The organism is Lentzea sp. CA-135723, from assembly GCF_050936595.1.
Taxonomy (GTDB): Bacteria; Actinomycetota; Actinomycetes; order Mycobacteriales; family Pseudonocardiaceae; genus Lentzea.
The window spans coordinates 204008-224048 of record NZ_JBNJMK010000001.1 but is presented as its reverse complement, the minus strand read 5'-3'; the positions used below and the strand labels follow the sequence as shown (position 1 = coordinate 224048).

16 protein-coding genes are annotated in these 20041 nt (G+C 69.7%); 7 read left to right on the top strand and 9 right to left on the bottom strand.

The features are described 5' to 3' along the window. The first annotated feature begins 87 nt into the window (after positions 1-87). A complete protein-coding gene (gene kstR / locus ACQEU1_RS00835; RefSeq protein ID WP_382438802.1) occupies positions 88-663 on the top strand; it encodes a cholesterol catabolism transcriptional regulator KstR in 576 nt (191 codons plus the stop codon). 76 nt (positions 664-739) lie between these two features. Continuing rightward, positions 740-1141, top strand: a complete 402-nt coding sequence (locus ACQEU1_RS00830) for a hypothetical protein (protein ID WP_433195089.1) — start codon at positions 740-742, stop codon at positions 1139-1141. Between the two features lie 3 nt (positions 1142-1144). Here ACQEU1_RS00830 and ACQEU1_RS00825 read toward each other — a convergent pair whose 3' ends face one another. Beyond that, positions 1145-5134: a CHAT domain-containing protein gene (locus tag ACQEU1_RS00825; protein WP_433195087.1), complete on the bottom strand. Its 3990-nt coding sequence runs from the start codon at positions 5132-5134 to the stop codon at positions 1145-1147. A 122-nt stretch (positions 5135-5256) separates the two neighbouring features. Here ACQEU1_RS00825 and ACQEU1_RS00820 point away from each other — a divergent pair, with 122 nt between their 5' ends. Next, a complete protein-coding gene (locus tag ACQEU1_RS00820; RefSeq protein WP_433195085.1) occupies positions 5257-5889 on the top strand; it encodes a hypothetical protein in 633 nt (210 codons plus the stop codon). A gap of 3 nt (positions 5890-5892) precedes the next feature. Further along, complete coding sequence (locus ACQEU1_RS00815; RefSeq protein ID WP_433195083.1) at positions 5893-6996, top strand: RES family NAD+ phosphorylase; 1104 nt, start codon at positions 5893-5895, stop codon at positions 6994-6996. Positions 6997-7032: 36 nt separating this feature from the next. Here the strand turns inward: ACQEU1_RS00815 and ACQEU1_RS00810 are convergent, their stop codons facing one another. From ACQEU1_RS00810 to ACQEU1_RS00790, 5 genes are read right to left on the bottom strand one after another with little or no spacing between them, the layout of a single operon-like run. Beyond that, on the bottom strand, positions 7033-8400 hold the full coding sequence (locus ACQEU1_RS00810) for a cellulose binding domain-containing protein (RefSeq protein ID WP_433195081.1): 1368 nt from the start codon (positions 8398-8400) through the stop codon (positions 7033-7035). Continuing rightward, positions 8385-9788: a beta-N-acetylhexosaminidase gene (locus tag ACQEU1_RS00805; protein ID WP_433195079.1), complete on the bottom strand. Its 1404-nt coding sequence runs from the start codon at positions 9786-9788 to the stop codon at positions 8385-8387. The genes ACQEU1_RS00810 and ACQEU1_RS00805 overlap by 16 nt, the downstream gene beginning before the upstream one ends. Then, the gene (locus tag ACQEU1_RS00800) at positions 9785-10609 is read right to left on the bottom strand and encodes a carbohydrate ABC transporter permease (protein ID WP_433195077.1); all 825 of its coding nucleotides are present in this window, start codon (positions 10607-10609) and stop codon (positions 9785-9787) included. Before ACQEU1_RS00800 ends, ACQEU1_RS00805 begins: the two co-directional genes overlap by 4 nt. Continuing rightward, complete coding sequence (locus ACQEU1_RS00795; protein WP_433195075.1) at positions 10606-11550, bottom strand: carbohydrate ABC transporter permease; 945 nt, start codon at positions 11548-11550, stop codon at positions 10606-10608. Before ACQEU1_RS00795 ends, ACQEU1_RS00800 begins: the two co-directional genes overlap by 4 nt. Further along, on the bottom strand, positions 11547-12683 hold the full coding sequence (locus tag ACQEU1_RS00790; protein ID WP_433195073.1) for an extracellular solute-binding protein: 1137 nt from the start codon (positions 12681-12683) through the stop codon (positions 11547-11549). Before ACQEU1_RS00790 ends, ACQEU1_RS00795 begins: the two co-directional genes overlap by 4 nt. A 278-nt stretch (positions 12684-12961) precedes the next feature. On the opposite strand from ACQEU1_RS00790, the gene ACQEU1_RS00785 reads away from it, so the two are divergent. Together ACQEU1_RS00785 and ACQEU1_RS00780 are read left to right on the top strand one after the other, a co-directional pair. Further along, positions 12962-13723, top strand: coding sequence for a GntR family transcriptional regulator (locus ACQEU1_RS00785; RefSeq protein WP_433195071.1), 762 nt, complete (start codon positions 12962-12964; stop codon positions 13721-13723). Between the two features lie 111 nt (positions 13724-13834). Beyond that, positions 13835-14059, top strand: coding sequence for a hypothetical protein (locus tag ACQEU1_RS00780; protein WP_433195069.1), 225 nt, complete (start codon positions 13835-13837; stop codon positions 14057-14059). Positions 14060-14116: 57 nt separating this feature from the next. Here ACQEU1_RS00780 and ACQEU1_RS00775 read toward each other — a convergent pair whose 3' ends face one another. Together ACQEU1_RS00775 and ACQEU1_RS00770 are read right to left on the bottom strand one after the other, a co-directional pair. Then, entirely contained in the window at positions 14117-15814 is a 1698-nt protein-coding gene (locus ACQEU1_RS00775) for a cation:proton antiporter (RefSeq protein ID WP_433195067.1), read from the bottom strand. Positions 15815-15865: 51 nt separating this feature from the next. Continuing rightward, positions 15866-17479 (bottom strand): purine-cytosine permease family protein, encoded by a 1614-nt coding sequence (locus ACQEU1_RS00770; protein ID WP_433195065.1) that lies wholly within the window; start codon positions 17477-17479, stop codon positions 15866-15868. A 78-nt stretch (positions 17480-17557) separates the two neighbouring features. Here ACQEU1_RS00770 and ACQEU1_RS00765 point away from each other — a divergent pair, with 78 nt between their 5' ends. Beyond that, positions 17558-18025, top strand: a complete 468-nt coding sequence (locus ACQEU1_RS00765; RefSeq protein ID WP_433195063.1) for a hypothetical protein — start codon at positions 17558-17560, stop codon at positions 18023-18025. On the opposite strand, the gene ACQEU1_RS00760 is transcribed toward ACQEU1_RS00765, so the two are convergent. Continuing rightward, the gene (locus ACQEU1_RS00760) at positions 18022-19995 is read right to left on the bottom strand and encodes a WD40 repeat domain-containing serine/threonine protein kinase (RefSeq protein ID WP_433195061.1); all 1974 of its coding nucleotides are present in this window, start codon (positions 19993-19995) and stop codon (positions 18022-18024) included. The genes ACQEU1_RS00765 and ACQEU1_RS00760 overlap by 4 nt on opposite strands. Positions 19996-20041: the final 46 nt, after the last annotated feature.

Here is a 20041-nt window from a genome sequence, read left to right as displayed (position 1 = left end):
CCGATCGAGTATGATGAGAGCGCAGCTGCAACACGTTTCAGGAGGATCATCTCCGTGTCACCTTCGAAGTCGCGCACGGACGCGTTGATGGCGGGCGACGAGCTCAGCTCGGCCGCCCAGCGCGAGCGCCGCAAGCGGATCGTCGACGCGACGATCGCGCTGGCCTCCAAGGGCGGGTTCGACGCCGTCCAGATGCGTGCCGTGGCCGACCGCGCGGACGTGGCGCTGGGCACGTTGTACCGCTACTTCCCCTCGAAGGTCCACCTGCTGGTGTCGAGCCTCGCGGTCGAGCTGGAGCGCGCCCAGGAGAAGATGGACCGCACCACCGTTCCCGGCGAGAGCCCGTACGAGCGCGTGCTGTTCGTGCTCGGCCGCATCACCCGAGGCCTGCAGCGCAACCCGCACCTCACCGAGGCGATGACACGCGCGTTCACGTTCGCCGACGCCAGCGCGGGTGCCGAGATCGACAGGGTCTCGTGGCTGATGGAGAGCATGTTCACCAAGGCGATGAGCGACGACGCGCCCACGGACGAGCAGAAGGCCATCGCGCGCGTGATCGGCGACGTGTGGCTGTCCAACCTGGTCGCGTGGGTGACCCGCCGCGCCACCGCCACGGACGTCGCGAACCGCCTCGAGCTCACGGTCCGCCTGCTGCTCAAGTGAGTCGTCCCCGAGGATGACCCCCGCGTCACACCCGCGAACGATGCCGGTGCACGCCGCCACCACTACCGTCTGTCCTATGAAGACGCTCCTGGTCGTCCTCGCCGTGCTGGCCGTGGTCGGCGGCGGAACGGTCGCGCTGGTCAACCACCTGGGCGGCTGGAACACGCTGATCGGCAAGTCCTGGGCCATCACCTACGAGGTGTCGGCGCAACCGGCGGACACCCTCGCGGACGTGACGTACGCCGAGTCGCCCGACCGCAACCGCAAGGAGACCCCGCGCACCGTCAGCGAGGACGCCCCGCTGCCGTGGACGACCGAGGTCATCATCAACGCCGGCGAGAAGGCCCACGTCGCCGGGACGCCGAAGGGCGACCAGGTGCTGACGTGCCGCATCCTGCTCGACGGCGTCAAGGAACTGGCGACGGCCACCGGTCAGCCCGGCCAGGAGGTCGGCTGCGAGGCAGTGACCTCCACCTGACGCTCACCACCCCTGGTGCGCGAACGCCGCCCAGTAGCGCGGTTCGGCGAGGACGGCCGTCCGGCCGCGTTCGGCCAGGTGCCTGGCCACTCCGGCCGGAACGGCACGATCGGCGTCCAGTGCCCAGAGCTGCACCGCGCGCAACGCGTCGCGCGGCCTCATCCCTTTCCTGAGCACGAAGTCGTAGAACACGCACATCAGCAGCGCCGACTCGATGTCGTCGACCTTCCACTTCGTGCCGACGACACCCGACGCACCCGCCACCACGTACGCGGCGGCCAGCGTCAACGCCTCGTCGTGCAGGCTCGCCGTCAGGTCGCTCTCACACGCGGCCAGCACCACGAGCCCACCCGTCGCACCACCCGGACGTCCGCCGGCATGGCGCAACATCTGCCCGACGGACAACTCCGCGCGCGCCAACTCCAGGACGGACTGCGCGGGAGTCGCCCCCGTCCGCGCGTGACATCCCAGGTGCAACAACGAGGCACCGCTCTCCGCCAGCACCTCGGCGGGCGTCCCCGCACCGCGCACGGGCACGGCAGGACCCGCCTGGCCGTAGAAGTGCCCGTGTGGACAGAGACCGTGCAGGAACTCCGCCTCGTACGACACGCCGACGAGCGTCCCCACGGGGTCGCTCACGACGACCGGCGACGCGCCCACCGGTTGCCGGGGCCGCCGCGCGAGATCGCACAACTGCCTGGCCGACACGGCGTAGGTGAACCCGGCTTCCCGCAACGCCATCCGCCCGTCACCACCCGCCGCGTGCCAAGGCACCACACCGAGCGCGCCGGTGGGCACCAGCACGAACCACGGCATGTCACCGGGAACGTGTCCCAGCAACGGTTCCACCGCCACCTGCCACGCCCACTCGCACAACGCCGGCAGCTGCTCACGCCGTTGCTCGTCGTCCGCCGCGAGGTAACGGCCGACCGCGCTGCCGGGCCCGTCGACCAGCAACGGCAACAACACCTCGGTGACCGACCCCTCCGCCGCGGTCACCCACGCCCGTCCGGAGTGTTCGCCCTGTCCCGGCACCAGATGCACGAGAGCCGTGGCGTCCAAGCCCTGAAGCGCGTCGGAGATCTCGGCGATCGATGGACTCAACGTCCGGGAGTCGTTCTCCAGCGAGGAAAGCACCCGCCTGCGCACATCGCTCGGCGCGAACCAGGCATCGGCCGCCGCCGGCCCGCGTTCCCACTCCGCCGCGAGCTCTTCACGGCCCGCCGCCCGCAACCTCTCGCCGATACCGGACGTCACGGTCGCGCTGTGCAGCACCAGCCCGCGCCCCCACTCCACGGCTTCGACGGCGCGGACGAGGTCGCCGAGCGCGGCACACCGCAAGGCCACCTGCTGGCCTCGAAAAGCGGCATCGGCGGCTTGCCGCACCGCATGCTCCTCCTGTGCCTGCAGCACCACGTTGTTCGCGCGCAGGCGAAGCGAGTCGAAGCCCACCCGCACGGCCGCCTGTCCGTACCCGCGCGCGACCAGGTCCCAGCAGGAGTCGGCGAGATCGTCCAGCAACCCGGTGCTGTCGGGTCCCCTCAGCGCGACGAGATCGACCCGCGCGTACTGGCGCAGGGCTTCGTCCAGATCGCCGGTGTCCAGGGTGACGTCGTGCCGCTGCGCCCAGAACATCGAGAGGCTCAACCCCGCGGAGGCGCGATCACTGGCCGGAAGCCCGGTGTCGTCCCGGAACGCCGCCAGCATCCTGATTCCCCGCAGGAACCTGTCGTGATCGCCGATCCGGTGCGCGGCCAGCGCCCAGGCCTTGACCGCGTCCAAGCTGAACGCCGCGTGCGTGACCTCACCGTTCTCGACGGCCTCCAGCACCAGCGTCAACGCTTCGAGCGCGGGCTCCAGCACCTCGGTGTCGCCGTCCTCGGCCTGAGCGATCAGCATCGTGGCCAGTTCGAGCCGCGACGAGGCCAGCAACACCGGACTCATCGAACCGGCGTCCAGGTTCGCGAGCTGTTCGCACAACTCGTCCCTGCTCGTGCTCCTGTCGATCTGGCCGGTGTGCAGGATCGCCTCCGCCTGCCGGAGCATCGGCTCGAACTGGTCCACCCGCCCGCGGTCCCTCACCGCGCGCAGGTGGCTCACCGCGGTGACGAGGTCATGCCGTTCGCCGAACTCGAGGAACCGTTGGAACAGGAGCATTCCCAGCACCTTCACCGCCTCGGTGTGTTCGGCACTGCCCTCGTCCACGAGGTTCATCGCCTGCCGGCACAGCTCCACCGCGGAACCGTGCAGGTCGGCCCGTTCCCGCATGTTCGTCAACATCTGGGCCTGGGCGAGGATGATCAGGTAACTCGCGCGAAGGTGGGGCGGGGTGTCCGCGTTCCCGCTCGCCACCCCCAGCGCACCTGTCGCGTCGCCCAGCGGAGCAGGCCCGGAACCGCTCCACATGTGCGTGTACGACAAAGCACTTCCATAGAGACCGAGCACGTCGCTGCGCAGCGGATGATCTTCTCCCACCTTGCCGAGAGCCTCTTCCAGCAAAGCGGCCGCGGCGATCGCCGTGCGGGGATCCTCGGTGCTCTCGCTCACCGCCATCGTCAACATCCCCTGCTGGAGCAGGAACTCCAGCTCCAGGGTGACAGGCGCGTCCGCTCCGGCGAGAGCGGCGCGCGCGGCGACCGTCTCCTCCAACGCGGCCTTTCGCGACGCCAGATCGCCGTCCCGCACCACCTGCCTGTGCAACGCGGCCAGCGCGCACCGCCACTCCCAGCCCGGCTGTTCGTGCTCCCTGAGCCAGGCGAGCAGGTGGCGCGCCACCCCGTCCGCGTCGACCTCCCCCATCACGTCCGGCATCGTGGCGTCCCCCGTCCGCAACGCCACCAGCAACGCCAGCGCGGAGTTCTTGCGCCAGCCCATCTGGTCCGGATCAGCGATGACGTCGAGCAACAACGCCTCGGCCTCAGCGACCGCCGCACGTCCCCGCAAAGCCAGTGAGGCCAGCGCGATGGCCCGATGCGACCTCATCAGCTCGGCGACCTCCGCTTCGAGCCGACCGGTGACGCGCACCACCGCCTCGGCGTCGCACGCCAGCCAGTGCGCCTCGACCAGCTGAACTCCGACGACGGCGACAGGCTCGGCGGCGAAAGCCTCGGTGAGGAAGTCGATCAGGCGGGGCAGCTCGGACCGGTCCTCGCGCGCGAGACCGAGCAGCAACTCGCCGCGCAGGTGCACGAGCTCCGCGGAGTGCTCGCTCTCGTCCAGCCACCGCAAGGCCTCGGTGCGGGCGAACGGCTCTCCGGACTCGTCGAACCGCCAGTACCACAACCGGGCGAGCTCCACCGCCGCCTCGGGGTCCTGCACCGACTCGCAGAGGGCGACCGCCTCCTCCCAGTCCTCCTCCCGGTCGCGCGAGAGCGACGTGCGGACGCGGAGGAAGTGCAGCCTGGCGAGGCCGAGCACGGTGTCGGCGCGCCGGCTCGCCGCGTCCTCGTCGAAGTGGTCGAGACTGCCGTCCAGGAGCTTCTCGGCCTCGTCGAGGAGCACGGGTTCCACCGTGCCGTCGTCGTCCAGGGCGCGACGGAACTGCTCGACCAGCTGCCGGCCGAGCAACGAGTGGATCCAGCCCCGCTGGGCCTCGGACGCGAACTCCTCGGTGACGAGACCGCGCAGCACCTGCACGCACCCGTCCAGGTGAGGCCGGTCGCCGGTGACGGCGTACCTGAACCGGAGCAGGTTCACCAGCTCGACCCGGAAGTCGGGGGCGTCCCAGCACTCGGTCACGAGCTTCAGCTCCACGATCGCGACGTCGATCTCGCGGACGTCCGCCTGCGCCCGTGCCTGGAGCCGGTGCCACAACGCGCTCAGGTAGTGCGCCCACACCCAGTCGAAGCCGGGCCTCGCCGCGGCCTGCTGGACCTCGTCGAGCAGCTCCCGCACCTCGGCGAACGCGCGGGGATCCGCGGCCGGGTCGTCGAGTGCGTCCAGCAGCGACTCGGCGCGCTCCAACCGGGCTCGGTGGCGACTCGACGGGTTCACCAGGTCCCACCTCCGTCCGGTGCGACCGACGCTACGACCCGCCCGGCGCGTTCCCCGGCGACGACAGGCAACTGTCCTGTTTCTGTCCAAATACTCCCGGGCCCGGGCGGCAGAATGACCGCATGGCCGTCCAGCACATCATCGACGCGCTCGTCGCGGACTGGGACCGGGTCACCCACCGGCTCGGTTCCGACGGCCGCACCCGGCTGCGCGGGCTGGTCGACGCGATGCGCTCCGCCCAGAGCGCCGACGAACGGGCCGCCATCGCGCACGCGCTGACGCGGTTGCTCGGCGAGCTCCTCCCCCACGACGACGCGGTCTTCGCCAACGCCGGCGTCCGCTACTCCGATCCAAGACACGCCGACGTGCTCGACCGGCTGCTGGTGTCGATCTCGGGCGACGTGCGGTTCTACGGACGTCCCCGCAGCGCGAAGGAGCGCGTTCTCACGCACGTCTGGGAGTCGGCCTCCGATCTGCGGGAGCGACAGCACTCGCCGGACGTGTTCGGGGTGATCAAGCTGGACCGCGACGACGGCAGCGCTGCCGTTCCGGTGTTCCAGTTCGACGAGGAAGGGACTCCGCTGGAGGTCGTGTTGCGGGTGAACCGGGTGCTGCGCGCGCACGAGGACCCGTGGGGCGCGGCCGACTGGTGGTTCAGCGCGAACGCCTGGCTCACCGAGCCGCCGTACGAGCTGATCGGGCGGACACCCGACGAACTGCTGGTGGCGGCCGCCGTCGCGGTCACGGAGGGCTGAGGCGTGCCCGAGATCCCTCCCCCACCGCGGCTCACCGGCACGCCCGCGCGTGAGGTCGTCGCCGCCGGGTCGACCTTCCACCGCGTCCACCCCGCGACGCGGAAGGCGCACCTCTTCGATCCCCAGCACAGCAGCGTGTTCGGTGGCGGCCGGTTCGACGCGTGCATCGGCGCCGACCACCGCACGCTGTGCATGTCCGCCGCACCGGAAACCGCGATCGCCGAACGGTTCCTGCGCGAGTTCGCCCTCGCCGAGTGCAACGCGCGCATCCTCCAGCGCACGGCCCTGACCGGCCAGGTGCTCACCGAGGTGCGCTCGCACACGGATCTGAACCTCATCCGCCTCTACTACGCGCCCGACCTCGCCGCGGTCCACCAGGACCCGTGGCTCACCACGACGACGCCGAACCGCTTCCACGTCACCAGGGAGTGGGCGGAGTGGTTGCACCGCGAGGTGCCGTGGGCGGACGGGATCCTGTGGCAGTCGATCGCGGACATGCCGCGGCAGACCGTCGTCCTCTTCGACGACAGGTGCGCGGCTCCCCCGGCCACCGGGACGGTCCGCGCGCTGGACGACCCCGCCGAGCTGCCGTGGCTGATCGACCTGCTCAAGCCGTACGGGGTGGAGGTGAACCCGCCGCCACCGTCCGCGCCGAGGTACTTCCTCAACTTCCGCACCGGCGACGCCGAGGCGGTTCCCGAGCTGCTGCACCGGGAACTGGTCCGCCGGCTCGGCGAGCGGGCCGTGTTCTACGACGTGCGGTCCATGCGGCCGGGCCTGCCGGACTTCGCCGAGACGCTGGAGAACACCGTGCGCGACTGCGAGACGGTGATCGCGATCGTCGGCAGGCGCTGGGAGACGCAGACCAACAACGCCGGGGTGCGGTTCCTCGACGACCCGGACGACTGGGTGCGCCGGGAGCTGATCCTCGCGCGCCACAACGACAAGAAGGTCGTGCCGGTGCTCGTCGGCCTGCGCGGCGCGCTCAAACCCGAGAAGCTGCCGGCCGAACTGCGCCACCTGGCGGGGACCCAGATGCACCACCTGCGGCGCGGCTACGGCGACCACGACATCGCGGTGCTGGTGGACGAGCTGCTCCGGGACTGAGACGGGCGCCCCGGGAACCGAGGCGCCCGTCCGCCGTCACACGTTGTCGGTGTGCGTGACGCCCGCGGTGCGGTAGTCCTGCACCGCCGTCTTCACCTGGGCCGGGCTCAGCACCTGGTCCTTGGCGAAGTACACGTAGTCGACCTCCTGCTGGTAGGCGCGTTCGGCGCTGCTGCCCTGCAGGCCGCCCGAGATGAACCAGAGGTTGAAGTTGATCGACATCGGCGTCTCCGGGTAGTACTTGTCACCGTGGTCGGCGACGAGCGCGCCGTCGATGTAGTACTTCACCCGGCCGTTCGCGACCTGGAAGACGAGGTCGTGCCAGCCGTTGTAGCTCTGGCGCTGCTCGTTGTGGATGTTGTCGGCGACCCACGGCTCGTTCTGGTAGGTCTCCCACGTGGTCTCGTACATGATGTTGCCCTGCTCGCCCCAGCCGCCGTTGGGCAGGTACTCGAAGTCGATCTCCCCGTAGTTCGGGGCCATCGGCGCGTCGAGCGGGGTGATGGTGAAGAACGTCTGCACGACGTGGTCACCGTCCGGGCCGAACACCGGCGCGTCGCTGAACTTCACCCGCGCCGCGTAGGTGCCCTCGAAGAACTTGCGCTGGTGGAACATCTCGGTCTGCTTGGCCGCGGAGCCGTTGTTCCACGAGTCGAGGCGCATGACCTTCTGGCCGTCCACGGTCGGGAACGTGACGCGCGAGGCGTCCCACTCGGCGCCGGGGACACCGGGACCGCCCGCGCCCGACCGCACGGTCCAGCCGCGCTGGCTGATCCGCGAGTCACTGGAGCTGGTGTAGGCGAAGTCGTCGAACATCTTGGCGCCGTTGGGGTTCGGCGGCGTCGTCGTGGTCGTCGTGGTGGTGGGCGGAGTGCCACCGGGCGGGGTGCCCCACAGCAGCGTGCTGCCGCGGTAGACCGTCACCTTGTTGGACGCCGAGTAGCTGCTGTCGGCGCGGAACGAGTAGTCGTCGGTCTGGGTGATCGGGCCCCAGTTGGTGCGGTAGAAGCGGAGTTGCAGGTCGCCGGAGTCGGCGCCGGGGTTCAGCGTGCCAGCGCCGGCGGTGAAGCCGACCTCCAGGTAGCGGTCGGCGGGACCGCCGGTGAGCGTGCCGAACTCGCCGGTCACGTTGCCGCAGCCGCGCACGGCCCACGAGCAGGCGAAGCGGTAGCCGACGTCCGGGGTGTCGGCCTTGAAGTAGTAGCGGATCTTCACCTCGGACAGCGGCACGCTCGTGCTGCCGGAGTTGACCAGCTTGAACCAGGGTTCGGCCTGGTCGGTCGTCGCACCGGACGCGCTGGTCCGGTACTGGGCGGTGATCGCGTCGGCGGCGAACGCGTTCGGTGCGACGGCCAGTGCGGCCACCGCCAGTGCCGCGCAGGACGCGGCTAAGAGTGCTCGCAACGTTCTCTCCTCATTTCGGCAGGGACGGACAGGGCGGCGAGCCTTGACGAGTGGAGGCGCATCCGGGTGGTGAAGCCCTCCCACTCGGGGCGCTGGGACCAGAGGGTGTCGGCCAGCGCGGCAAGTCGGGGAAACGCCAGGTACTCCAGGTGGTCCTTCGAGCGCACGTGCTCGGTCCACAGCTGGCACTGGGCGCCGAGCACGCCGTCGGGCAGGGGCACGTGGTAGACGTCGCGGGTGGTGACGACGTACCCGGGCTGGCCGGGTGGTTCGTGCGTGCCGTCGGTCTGCGGGTAGTCGAGGTAGGTGGAGGTGTGCGGGGCCATCACGACCGGCTGGCCGCGTTCGAGTGCTGCGGTGGCCTGGGTTTCGTCCTTCCACGGCATGAGGACGGACCGCGCGTCGCCGGTCGGTTCCCACGCCGCCGGGGTGCGGCCGCGGTCGAGCAGGTACTTGCTCGCCTGCTTCAGGAACCGGCCGTGCACGTCCTCGGGCAGCAGGCACTCGTCGCCGCCGAGGTGGACGTGCTCGCCGGGGAAGATCTCCAGCACCTCGGCCAGCACCTCGCGGACGAAGCCGAGGGCGTGCATCCCGAACGCGGCATCGCTGATGCCCCAGCGGGTCCAGACCGGCAGCGGCTCGGGGGCGATGCCGAGGTCGGGGTACGCGGCCAGCGCCGCGCGGGCGTGACCGGGCATCTCGATCTCCGGCATGACCCGGATGCCACGTTCGGCGCCGTGCGCGACGAGTCCCTCCAGTTCGGAGCGGGTGTAGGTGCCGCCGTGCGGGACGCCGTCGCCGTTGGTCTCGGTGCGCCAGCCGCCGATCGAGGTGAGCAGTGGGTGGGCCGGGACCGGCATGCGCCAGCCCTGGTCGTCGGTGAGGTGCAGGTGCAGGACGTTGAGCTTGTGGAACGCCATCAGGTCGAGGAACCTGCGCAGCACGTGCACCGGCTGGAAGTGCCGTGCCACGTCGAGCATGAACCCGCGCCACGGCAACCGCGGCACGTCCCGGATGTCGACGCCGGGCAACGTCCACTCCACCTCGGACACCCGGCTCGGCCGGAGCGCCTCGGGCGGCAGCAGCTGGCGGATGGTCTGGACGCCGTGCGCCAGGCCGTTGCGCGTGGCCGCCCTGAGCAGGACGCCGTGCTCGTTGACGGTGAGCGCGTAGCCCTCCTCGCCGAGGCCGACGAGCTTGGCGTCGAGCGCGAAGAGGACCTGGCCGTGGTCGGCGAGCGGCAGCGGCAGGCCGGTGGCGGGCCTGAGCAGGGTCCGCAGCAGTCTGGCGGCCTGCTCGGCACCTGGCGTGACCCTGATGCTCGTTCCGCAGTCGAGCGTGAAACCCTTGCTGCGCCGGACGATCCTGGTCGGCAGCGGCACGATCATCCCTTCACCGCCCCTCCGACGATGCCGGTGGTGACCCGGCCCTGCAAGACGACGAAGATCAGCAGCACCGGCAGCATGAACAGCGTGGAGGCCGCCATCGTGGCGCCCCAGTCGGTGCCGAAGGTGTTGTTGAACGACGACAGCCAGACCGGCAGCGTGCGGTCGTCCTGGTTCTTGATGATCAGCACGTTGGCGAAGGCGAACTCGTTCCAGGCCGTGATGAACCCGAACAGCGAGGTCGCGAGCAGTCCCGGTGCGAGCAGCGGGAACACGACCTTGCGGAACGCCTGGCCGCGCGTGCAGCCGTCGACCTGCGCGGCCTCTTCGAGATCGACGGGGATGGCGGCGAGGAACCCGCGCAGCGTCACGATGGTGAACGGCAGCGTCATCATGAAGTAGACCAGCGTGAGGATCCAGAGCGTGTCGAGCATGCCGGTGTCGCGCGCGATCACGTAGATCGGGATCAGCAACGCCTCCCAGGGCGTCATCTGAGCGATGAACACCATCAGCACGAACGCCCTGCGTCCCTTCCACTGCAACCGGGCGATCGCGAACGCGGCGAGCAGTGCGACACCGAGGGCCAGCAGCACCGCCCCTCCCGCGACCAGCAGGCTGTTGCGCCAGAACGAGAAGAAGCCCTGCGCGGCGATGGCAGTGCCGAAGTGGTCGAACGTGAGCGGGATCGGCAGGAACGTCGGCGTCTCGCTCTGGATGTCCTTGGTGGGCTTGAAGGCCGTGAGCACCATCCAGTAGACGGGGAAGACGGAGAGCACGAACACCGCCAGCGCCGCTGTCGTGCGGGAGATCCTCCCGATCATCATGCGTCCCGCTCCTGCCGGTAGAGCTGGCGGAAGTACGCCAGCAGCGCGAGCACCAGCAACACGACCATCAACATCGAGACCGCGGCGCCCAGGTCGTAGCGCTGCAACGACTGCGCGACCTGGAAGGCGTAGACGGGCAACGTCGTCGTGGCCTGCCCTGGACCGCCCTGGCTGATCACCCAGATCTGCACGAACGCCTTGACGACCCAGATCACCTCCAGGCACGTGATCAGCCCGAACATGGCCCGCAGCATGGGGAACGTGATGGTGGTGAAGACCCGCCACGCGCCGGCGCCGTCGATCCGCGCCGACTCGTACAGCTCCTGCGGCACGGTGATCATCGCCGCGTACAGCGACAGCGCGGCGAACGGCACCGACTGCCAGACGATCAGCGTGACGAGGATGCCGAACGTGGCGTCGCCGTCCGCGAACCAGGTGTAGCCGCGGTACTCCTCGAAGCCGAGCGCGACCAGCGCCCAGTTCACGATGCCCAGCCGGGACTGGAAGAGCCACTGGAACACCGTGGTGGCGGCGATGATCGGCGTCGCCCAGGTCAGCACCAGGCCGCCCATCACCAAGAACCGCAACCACTTGCCGAGCCTGACCAGCAGCAGCGCGACCAGAGTGGACAGCACCATGATGAGCACGACGTTGATCGCCGTGAAGTACAGCGTCCTGCGGACCACGCCCCAGAACTCGGGGTCCGTGAGCACCTTCGCGTAGTTGTCGAAGCCGACGAACTTCGCGTCGCCCCTGACCAGCTGCGGCAGCCCGAACTCCTGCAGCGAGATGATCACGTTGCGCACCAGCGGGTACAGCAGCAGGTACGCGGTGGTGAGCAGGGTGGGCGCGATCAGCAGGTACGGCAGGATCGGCCGTCTGCGCTTCGGAGGAGGGGCCGGTGCGGTCTCCTGCACCGGCCTCTCGGCGAGCAGCGTCATTTGCCGGAGTTGAGCGCTTGGGTGATCACTTCGTCGGCCTTCGCGGCCGCCGTCTTCGGGTCGGCGCCGGTCAGCACCGCCGTCTGGAACTCCTTGATCGGGTTGCGGGCCTCGACCGCCGCCCAGTTGGGCGAGTTCGGCGTGGCGAAGCCGTTGGCCGCGCCCTGCGCCATGGCCGCCGTGCCGGGGTCGCCGCCGACCGCGTTCGCGAGCGACTTGCGGTTGGGCACGTAGTTCATCGCCTTCGCGAGCTCGACCTGCCACTTCTCGCCGGCCAGCGCCTTGACGACCTCGTACGCGCCGTCCTGCCTGCTGGACGCCAGCGGGATGATCAGGTCGGAGCCGCCGGTGAACACCGCGCCGGGCTTGTCGGCGGTCTTGCCGGGGATCGGGAAGAAGCCGATCTTGCCTTCCAGCGCGGGGTTGGCCTTGGTGACGAGCTTCGCCGCGCCGGGCACCGCGATGAACTGGGCGACCTTGCCGCCCGCGACCACGTCCGTCTGCTGCGGCTTGGACTCGTCGGCGTCCTTCGGGCCGTCGCCGAGCGCCTGGAGCCGCTTGTAGAAGTCCATGCCCGCCAACGCCTCTGACGTGTTGAGCGAGCCCTTCCAGTTCGCGCCGTCCTGCTTCGCGAGGTCGCCGCCCTCGTCCCAGACGAACCCGGACAGCGTGTACCAGTTCTGGCCGGGCAGGTAGATGCCCTGCTGGTCGCCCTGGTCGAGCTTGGCGGTGGCCGCGAGCCACTCCTCGCGCGTCTTCGGCGGCGTGACCTGCGCGGCCTCGAACAGGTCCTTGCGGTAGATCACGACCCGGTTGGCCGCGTAGAACGGCACGCCGAACTGCTTGCCGTCCACCGCACCGGGATCCGCGAGGCCGGGGATCCAGTCGTCGCCCTGCAGCTCGGACTTCTTGCCGGACAGGTCCGTGACGCCCTTGCTGGCCACGTACTGCGCGACCTGGGTGTTGCCGACCTCGATCACGTCGGGCGGATCGGTGCTGGCCAGCGCACTGGTCACCTTCTGCGTGATGCCGTTCCACTCCTGGATCTGGATCTTCAGGTCGAGGTTCGCGTGGTCCTTCTCGAACTCGGACTCGAACCTCTGGACGAAGTCGTCCGTGGCCGTGTCCTTCATGAGCCACACGGTGATCTCCTGCTTCTCACCCCCTCCGGCCTCCGTGCCGCAGGCGGACAGGGCGAGTGCAAGAACCAGTAAGGCAGCGGAGCGCGACACGACTCACCTCTCGCTGGGATGTGACCAATTGGTCAGGTCTCGACGGGTGAGGTAGAAAGTGGCATAGACCACTTCTCAGGTCAATCCCCAGTTCGGACGCGTGAGAGCGCTCCCGATCTTGAACTTGCCGCTTGCTTACCACTGGTATGCCATACTGGCCGCCGACGAAGCGGAGAGGCATGGCCGAAGCGATCCTGAAGCGCGAGCGGGTCCGCGACCACCTGCTCGAACTCATCGAGACCCACCCCGCGGGAGCCCCCATCCCGGCGGAACGCGTGCTGTGCCAACAGCTCTCGGTGTCCCGCCCCACCGTCCGCTCGGCGGTGGAGGAACTGGTCAACACCGGCCTGCTGGTCCGCCAGCACGGCCGCGGCACCTTCGTGGCCCGCGCCAAGATCACCCAGGAGATGGTCTCCGACACGGGTTCCATGTCCCTGCCCCAGGCGGGCGGGGTGTGGTCGTCCCGGGTGCTGGAACACGCCCGCATCCCGGCCGGCGCCCGCGTCGGCCGCCGGCTGCACCTCTCCCCCGCGGCCGAGATCCACTACATCGCCCGGCTACGACTCGTCGACGGCGAGCCGATGGCGTTGGAGTACCTGCACGTGCCGGCGGCTGTCGCGCCTTCGTTGACGTTGCACGACATGGAGTCCGGCGACTTCTACGAACGGCTGCGCGAGCACGGCGTGCACGTTTCCGAGGCGGTGCAGTCGATCGAGCCGACCGTGGTGAACGAGTCAGAGGCCGCTCTGCTGGCCGTGCCCGTGCTGGCGCCGGCTTTGCTGTTCGAGCGGCTGACGACGGACGCCGAGGGGCGGCAGGTCGAGTACGTGCACTCGATCTACCGGGGGGACCGGTACAAGATCGTGTCGCGGCTGACGCTCGGGGCGTCACCGCGCAACACGGTGGACGTGCAGGCGAAGGTGAGCGGCAACCCGTTCTGATTGGGGCGCAACGGTCCGGCCGCACGACGCGCCTCGCGCAGGGTGAGCGTGTCGATTCCCGCGCGAGGGGACCCATCTCACTTCCCCAACGACGCCCACAACGGCGAAGGCATGGGGAGCCTGCACGCCGAGTTCAGCAGGAACTGGACGTACTGGGCGTTCGCCTACGCGGTCAGCCTGATGCCAGCCGTGATCGGGCTCAGCTTCTACGTCCGCGCCCGCAGGCAGCGCGGCGCGTCCGACAGCTCGGCGGCCATGGAACTCGCGGCGGCGCTCCTCGCCCTCATCGCACTTGCGTGGCCGATCCGCTGCCTCCGACGAAGCGCCCGCCGGTGACAAAGGCACCCCGCAGGCGACTGACTCCACGGCTGCCCGCCGGCGCCGTTCGCCGGGTCAGTTGAAGCGCACCGAGAAGCTGTCGACGAAGTTCTGCGCCTTCTCCAGCGTGTGCGAGCTGTAGGTGCCGCCCGCCCGCGCGTCCAGCAACGCGTTCTGCTGCGCGTCCAGCATCAGCCGCTGCAGCTCGCGGTGCTGGTGCATCTCGCTGTCCGGCTCCGGTTCGACCAGCATCTTCTCGATGTTCTCGCTCATCATCACCGTGCGCTCGCGGGTCCGCTCCAGCACGTCGTCGGTGAACGAGTCGCCGTTCTCGCGGCACAGGGTCGGGCTGGCCAGCAGGTCCTGGGTGGCGACGACCAGTTCGTTGGCCAGGCGGGCGTACTCGCGGCGGCCGTGTTCCTCGTCGTTGCCGCGGATGCCGAGCCACTTGATGACCAGCGGCAGCGAGCCTCCCTGCACGACCAGCGTCAGGATCGCGACGGTGAAGGCGATCAGGACCAGCTCGTCGCGGTGCGGCACGTCGGTGGGCAGGGTCTGGGCCGCGGCCAGGGTGACGACGCCGCGCATGCCCGACCAGGCGAGGACGGCGCCGCCGCGCCAGCTCAGGCCCTCGCTCGCGTAGAACGCGACGTCGGCCTGTTTGCGTTGCAGGGCACGGACTCCGCGGTCGTAGCGCTTCTCCTCGCCTGGGCGGGGGCCGCGTTCGAGGAAGCGGTCCAAAAAGGAGTCGAGCTTGCCGGTGAACGCGTCCGCGCGGCGTTGCTGGCGGCGCAGCATGGCGATCAGCGGGATCACGAACACGCCGCGCAGCAGGACCAGGGTGGCCGTGGCCAGGACGCCGATCATCAGGGTGCGCAGCACGCCCTCGTCCGCCACGGCGCCGATGACGGCGGTGAGCTCGAAGCCCATCAGCAGGAAGACGCCATTCTCCAGCAACAGCTGGATCGTGCGCCAGTTCGTGCGTTCGGAGATGCGGTCGTGCGCGGTGAAGCGGCGTGCGCTCAGGTGGCCGGTGATCAGGCCCGCGATGACCACGGCGAGCACGCCCGACGCGTGCGCCTCCTCCGCCGGGATGAACGCGAGGAACGGGACCACGAACGAGATCGCGGTGGTCAGCACGGGCTGGCCCTGGATCTTCGACCGCACCCACACCGACACCAGGCCGACGACGAACCCGATCGCCACGCCCACGGCGACGGCGTAGGCGAAGTCGCCCAGCGCGTCGCCGAACGTGACGCTCGCCGTGATCGCCACGACGGCGGTGCGCAGCAGCACCAGCGCCGTGGCGTCGTTGACCAGGCCCTCACCCTCCAGAATGGTCACGAGCCGCGGTGGCAGCCCGAGGCGCTTGCCGATCGAGGTGGCCGCGACCGCGTCGGGCGGGCTGATCACCGCACCCAGCGCGAGCGCGGCCGCGAAGCCGATGTCCGGGACCAGCCACCAGATCAGCAGGCCCGTCCCGAACGCCGACACGGCCACGAGCAGCACCGACAGCGACCCGATCGTGGAGAAGTCCCGCCGGAAGTCCACGACCGGCACGTTCACCGCCGCCGAGTACAGGATCGGCGGCAGCACGATCACCAGGATCCACTCGGGCTCCACGAACAGGTGGGGCGCGCCGGGCAGCTGGCTGCACCCCATGCCGACCAGCACGAGCAGCACCGGTGCCGCCACGCCGAGCTTCGGCGCGAAGTACGACACCGCCACGATGATCAGCACGGCGACGACGGCGAGCAAGGCCCATTCCTGCATGCCGTGCAGTTTGCTCGATCCCGGCGGTCCCCGCCCGTGGAGCCACGCCGGTCAGGAGGCCGGAAGCACGTGGCGCCCGTCACGGTCGGTGCTCAGGCACAACGAGCAGATCTGGCCGCCCAGCGCGCTCGCCGTCATGTCCGGCCGCTCGTACGACTCCGCGCACACCACGCAGTCGTACCGCGTGCCGCTCGGGTTGCCGTCCTCGTCCAGCAACGGCTCCGCGATGCCGTCGTCGGTGCGGCGCAGGTAGAACCGGCCGCGCGTGACGACCGCGAGCAACGGCGCCAGCACGATCGGAATGCCGACGGCGACCAGCGGCGAGTACGGCTGGACACCCGCGCCGAACAGTCCGAAGTAGACGGAAATGGACAGGACGGACGACGCGAGGAACGACCCGACGCCCACCGGGTTGACCGCGAACAGCATGCCCCGGCGGAACTCCGGCTGCTTCGGCGACAGCTTCAGCAGGTACTTGTTGATCGCGATGTCCGCCGCGACCGTGACGACCCACGCCATCGCGCAGTTCGAGTAGAAGCTGAGCAGGTTGTTGAGGAAGCTGAACATGTCCGCTTCCATCAGGATCAGCGCGATCGCGAGGTTGACCAGCACGAACACCAACCGCCCCGGGTAGCGCTTCGTGACGCGGGTGAACGAGTTCGTCCACGCGAGCGACCCCGAGTAGGCGTTGGTGACGTTGATCTTCACCTGGCTGAGCACCACGAGCACCAGCGCGAGCGGCACCACCAGCCACGCGGGCATGAACTGCTTGAACACGCCGGTGAACTGCTCGATCGGCTCCACCGCCGCGACCTTGCCGACCGCGTCGAGCACGTAGATCGCGAGGAACGCGCCGATCGCCTGCTTCAGCGCGCCGAACACGACCCAGCCCGGACCGGCCAGCACCATCGACGTCCACCACGCCCGGCGGTTCTCCGCCGTGCGCGGTGGCATGAACCGCAGGTAGTCGATCTGCTCGCCGATCTGCGCCATCAACGACAGGCACACGCCCGCGCCGAGCATCACCGCGGCGAGGTTCACGCCCTGGTCGCCGTACGACAGCCACCGGCTCACCGACGACGGGTCCGCGATCACCAGGTACAGCAGCGGCGCCACCATCAGCAGCAACCACAACGGGTTCGTCCAGCTCTGCAGCTTCGCGAGCACCTTCATCCCGTAGACCACCAGCGGGATGATCACCAGCGTCGACGCCAGGTACCCCAGCCACAACGGCAGGCCCAGCGCGTACCGCAGGCCCTGCGCCATGATCGAGCCCTCGAGCGCGAAGAAGATGAACGTGAAGCTCGCGAAGATCACGCTGGTGATCACCGAGCCGTAGTAGCCGAAGCCCGATCCGCGCGTGATCAGGTCGAGGTCGATGTTGTACCGGGCCGCGTAGTAGGCCAGCGGGAAGCCGGTCACGAAGATGACGACGGCCGCGAACGCGATGGCCAGCAACGCGTTCCCGGTGCCGTGCGTGAGAGCGATGCCCGCGCCGATCGAGAAGTCCGCCATGTAGGCGATCCCGCCCAGCGCGGACGCCCCGACGACGGCCGGCGTCCAGCGCCGGTACGTCCGCGGGGCGAACCGCAGCGTGTAGTCCTCCAGCGTCTCCTTGGACGCCGCCGGAGCCTCCGCGCGCTCCACAACCTGGTCGAGGGTCATGGAGTTCGACGCTACGAACCGCGCGTTTCCAGCGATCACACCGTTTGTGACGACCGAGTCACGCTATGTTCACTGATCATGGATGACCTCGTGACGTTCATGAAGGAGCGCAAGCTCGCCGAAGAGGCTGCCGCGCGGGCGTGGGCCGAGCGGGCCGCGACGATCTCGGAGTGGGCGCGCAAGGTCGTGATCCTGCTGACGAACCACCAGATCCCCGCCGAGCACACGCTGCACGACCGGGCAGGCGACCAGAAGGTGCGGATCGCGTCCGGCTGGCTGGTGCTGACGACCAGGACGCCGAGCGCGACCCACCCCGGCGTCGTCAAGGAGGCCGGGATCCTGCTGACCCCGGCCGCCGAGCTGTGGCAGTACGACACCGACTGGACCGTCTCCGCCCGCCTCACGCCGACGATCCCGGCGTTCCGCAGCGCGGAGGGTGCCGTGCTGAAGGCGCGGTGCGAGTGGATCCTCGACAACGTCATCGAGGCGTTCGCGGACACGCTGGACCGCCACGGCATCGACGTCTTCGAGCTCGAAGGACTCTAGGCCAGCTTCCAGATCCGGACGATCTTGTCGTCGCCGCCCGCCGCGATCCGCTTGCCGTCCGGCGAGAACGCCACCGCCTGGATCTGCCCGGCCGCCCCGATCACGGTGGCGCGGATCTTCTTCGTCTCCACGTCCCACAGCTGCACGAAGTTGCCCTGCCCCCAGGCCGCGACCGTGTCGCCGTCCGGGTGGTAGAGCGCGCTGGACAGCGTGAGGTCGTCGTCCGCGCGCAGGAACACGGCCTTGCTCTGGCCGGACGCGACGTCCCAGAGCTGCATGCTGTTGGTGCCGTCGCCGTCGATCACCGCGAGGGTCTTGCCGTCGGGTGAGAACGAGCCGCCGTCGCCGGTCGAGTCGTTGATGGTCTTGACCGTCTTGCCGGTGGCCGGGTCGACGATCTTGATCTCCTGGTACTTGCTGCCCGCGTAGGCGAGCAGCTTGCCGTCCGGGCTGAACGACAGCTCGCTGCTGCCGCGCGCCTCGGTCAGGCCGATCTTCACCTTGCGCGTGGCGACGTCCCAGACCTGCATGCGGCCGGTGTGGGTGACGCCGACGAGGGTCTTGCCGTCCGGGTGGAAGCGCAGGGTCTTCATGATCGAGCGGCTCTCGTCGAGGCCGCCGATCATCGAGCGGTCGGCGAGGTTCCACAGGTACGTGGTGAAGTCGCCGGTGCGGTTGCCGCCCGCCGCGAGGATCTTGCCGTCCGGGCTGATCGCGACCGCGGTGGCCGCGGCGCCGCCGGGACCGGCCGGCAGCTGGACGGTGCCGATGACCTTGTTGGTGGTGGTGTCCCAGATGCGGACGAGGTCGCCGCCGTCGCCCAGGCCGTCCTCGGCGCTGGCGAGGAACTTGCCGTCCGGGCTCCAGGCGATGGACGCGATCGCGTCCTTGTGGTCGACGAGCTGGACGTGCTCGGCGATCTCCTTCGGCGTGCCCGGATCGGACTTGGTCGTCGTCGGCGACTGCTCAGAGCCGCCCTCCTTGTTGGACGCCGCCTTGTTGTCGTTGGTGGACGGCAGCTGGGCCGCCTCGCCGTCGTTGTTCTTCGAGGCGAGCCACCACGCGGCACCGCCACCGATGGCCGCCACCGCGCCGATGCCCGCGAACAGCGCCGTTCGCCTGCTGACACCGGACTTCTGGGCGACGACCGGCAGCACGACCGGGGCGCCCGCGAGCATCGCGAGGGCCTGGTCGACCGTGGCGCGTTCGGCCGGGTTCTTGCGCAGCAGCCCGCCCAGCAACGACGACAGGTGGCCCGCGCGCTGCGGGGGCGGCGGTTCCTGGGTGAGCAGCATCGACAGGGTCGTCATGAAGTCCTGGCCCTGGTACGGCGGCCTGCCCTCGACCGCGGCGTACAGGGTGGCGCCGAGCGACCACAGGTCCGTCGCCGGCGTGATCGGCGCGCCGGTGCCCTGCTCGGGCGCCATGTACGCGGGCGTGCCGACGATCGAGCCGTCGGTCGTCAGCGGCACGTCGCCGGTGAGCCTGGCGATGCCGAAGTCGGTGATCACGACCCGGTCGCCGGACAGCAACACGTTGGCGGGCTTGAGATCGCGGTGCACGATCCCCGCCTGGTGCGCCACCCGCAACGCGCTGAGCATCGACGTGGCGATGTAGGCGACCTGGTCGGCCGGCAGCGCGCCCTGGGTCTTGATCAGATCGGAGAGCGACCCGCCCCGGACGAACTCCATCACGATCATCGGGGTGCCGTTGTACTCGACGACGTCGTGCACGGTGACGATGCCGGGGTGGTTCAACTGGCCGGCGAGCTGCGCCTCCCGCATGGCGCGCTGGCACAGCACCGCTCGCTGCTGCGCGTCGAGACCGGCCGGGAGCAGCAGCTCCTTGATGGCCACCTCACGGCCGATGACCTCGTCACGGCCGAGCCACACCCGGCCCATGCCGCCGGTGCCGATCACCTGAACAAGCCGGTAGCGCTGTGCCACCAGACTTCCCGTCGCATCTGTCACGGCGCGCAGCTTAGAGGGGAGACCGCGCTCTCATGACGCTAACCGG

What these genes read in the sequence shown, in the direction of transcription:
- kstR (WP_382438802.1), top strand. Translation starts at nt 88, where the DNA reads ATGGCGGGCGACGAGCTCAGCTCGGCCGCCCAGCGCGAGCGCCGCAAG.
- ACQEU1_RS00830 (WP_433195089.1), top strand. Translation starts at nt 740, where the DNA reads ATGAAGACGCTCCTGGTCGTCCTCGCCGTGCTGGCCGTGGTCGGCGGC.
- ACQEU1_RS00820 (WP_433195085.1), top strand. Translation starts at nt 5,257, where the DNA reads ATGGCCGTCCAGCACATCATCGACGCGCTCGTCGCGGACTGGGACCGG.
- ACQEU1_RS00805 (WP_433195079.1), bottom strand. Translation starts at nt 9,788, where the DNA reads ATGATCGTGCCGCTGCCGACCAGGATCGTCCGGCGCAGCAAGGGTTTC.
- ACQEU1_RS00800 (WP_433195077.1), bottom strand. Translation starts at nt 10,609, where the DNA reads ATGATGATCGGGAGGATCTCCCGCACGACAGCGGCGCTGGCGGTGTTC.
- ACQEU1_RS00795 (WP_433195075.1), bottom strand. Translation starts at nt 11,550, where the DNA reads ATGACGCTGCTCGCCGAGAGGCCGGTGCAGGAGACCGCACCGGCCCCT.
- ACQEU1_RS00790 (WP_433195073.1), bottom strand. Translation starts at nt 12,683, where the DNA reads ATGAAGGACACGGCCACGGACGACTTCGTCCAGAGGTTCGAGTCCGAG.
- ACQEU1_RS00785 (WP_433195071.1), top strand. Translation starts at nt 12,962, where the DNA reads ATGGCCGAAGCGATCCTGAAGCGCGAGCGGGTCCGCGACCACCTGCTC.
- ACQEU1_RS00780 (WP_433195069.1), top strand. Translation starts at nt 13,835, where the DNA reads ATGGGGAGCCTGCACGCCGAGTTCAGCAGGAACTGGACGTACTGGGCG.
- ACQEU1_RS00775 (WP_433195067.1), bottom strand. Translation starts at nt 15,814, where the DNA reads ATGCAGGAATGGGCCTTGCTCGCCGTCGTCGCCGTGCTGATCATCGTG.
- ACQEU1_RS00770 (WP_433195065.1), bottom strand. Translation starts at nt 17,479, where the DNA reads ATGACCCTCGACCAGGTTGTGGAGCGCGCGGAGGCTCCGGCGGCGTCC.
- ACQEU1_RS00765 (WP_433195063.1), top strand. Translation starts at nt 17,558, where the DNA reads ATGGATGACCTCGTGACGTTCATGAAGGAGCGCAAGCTCGCCGAAGAG.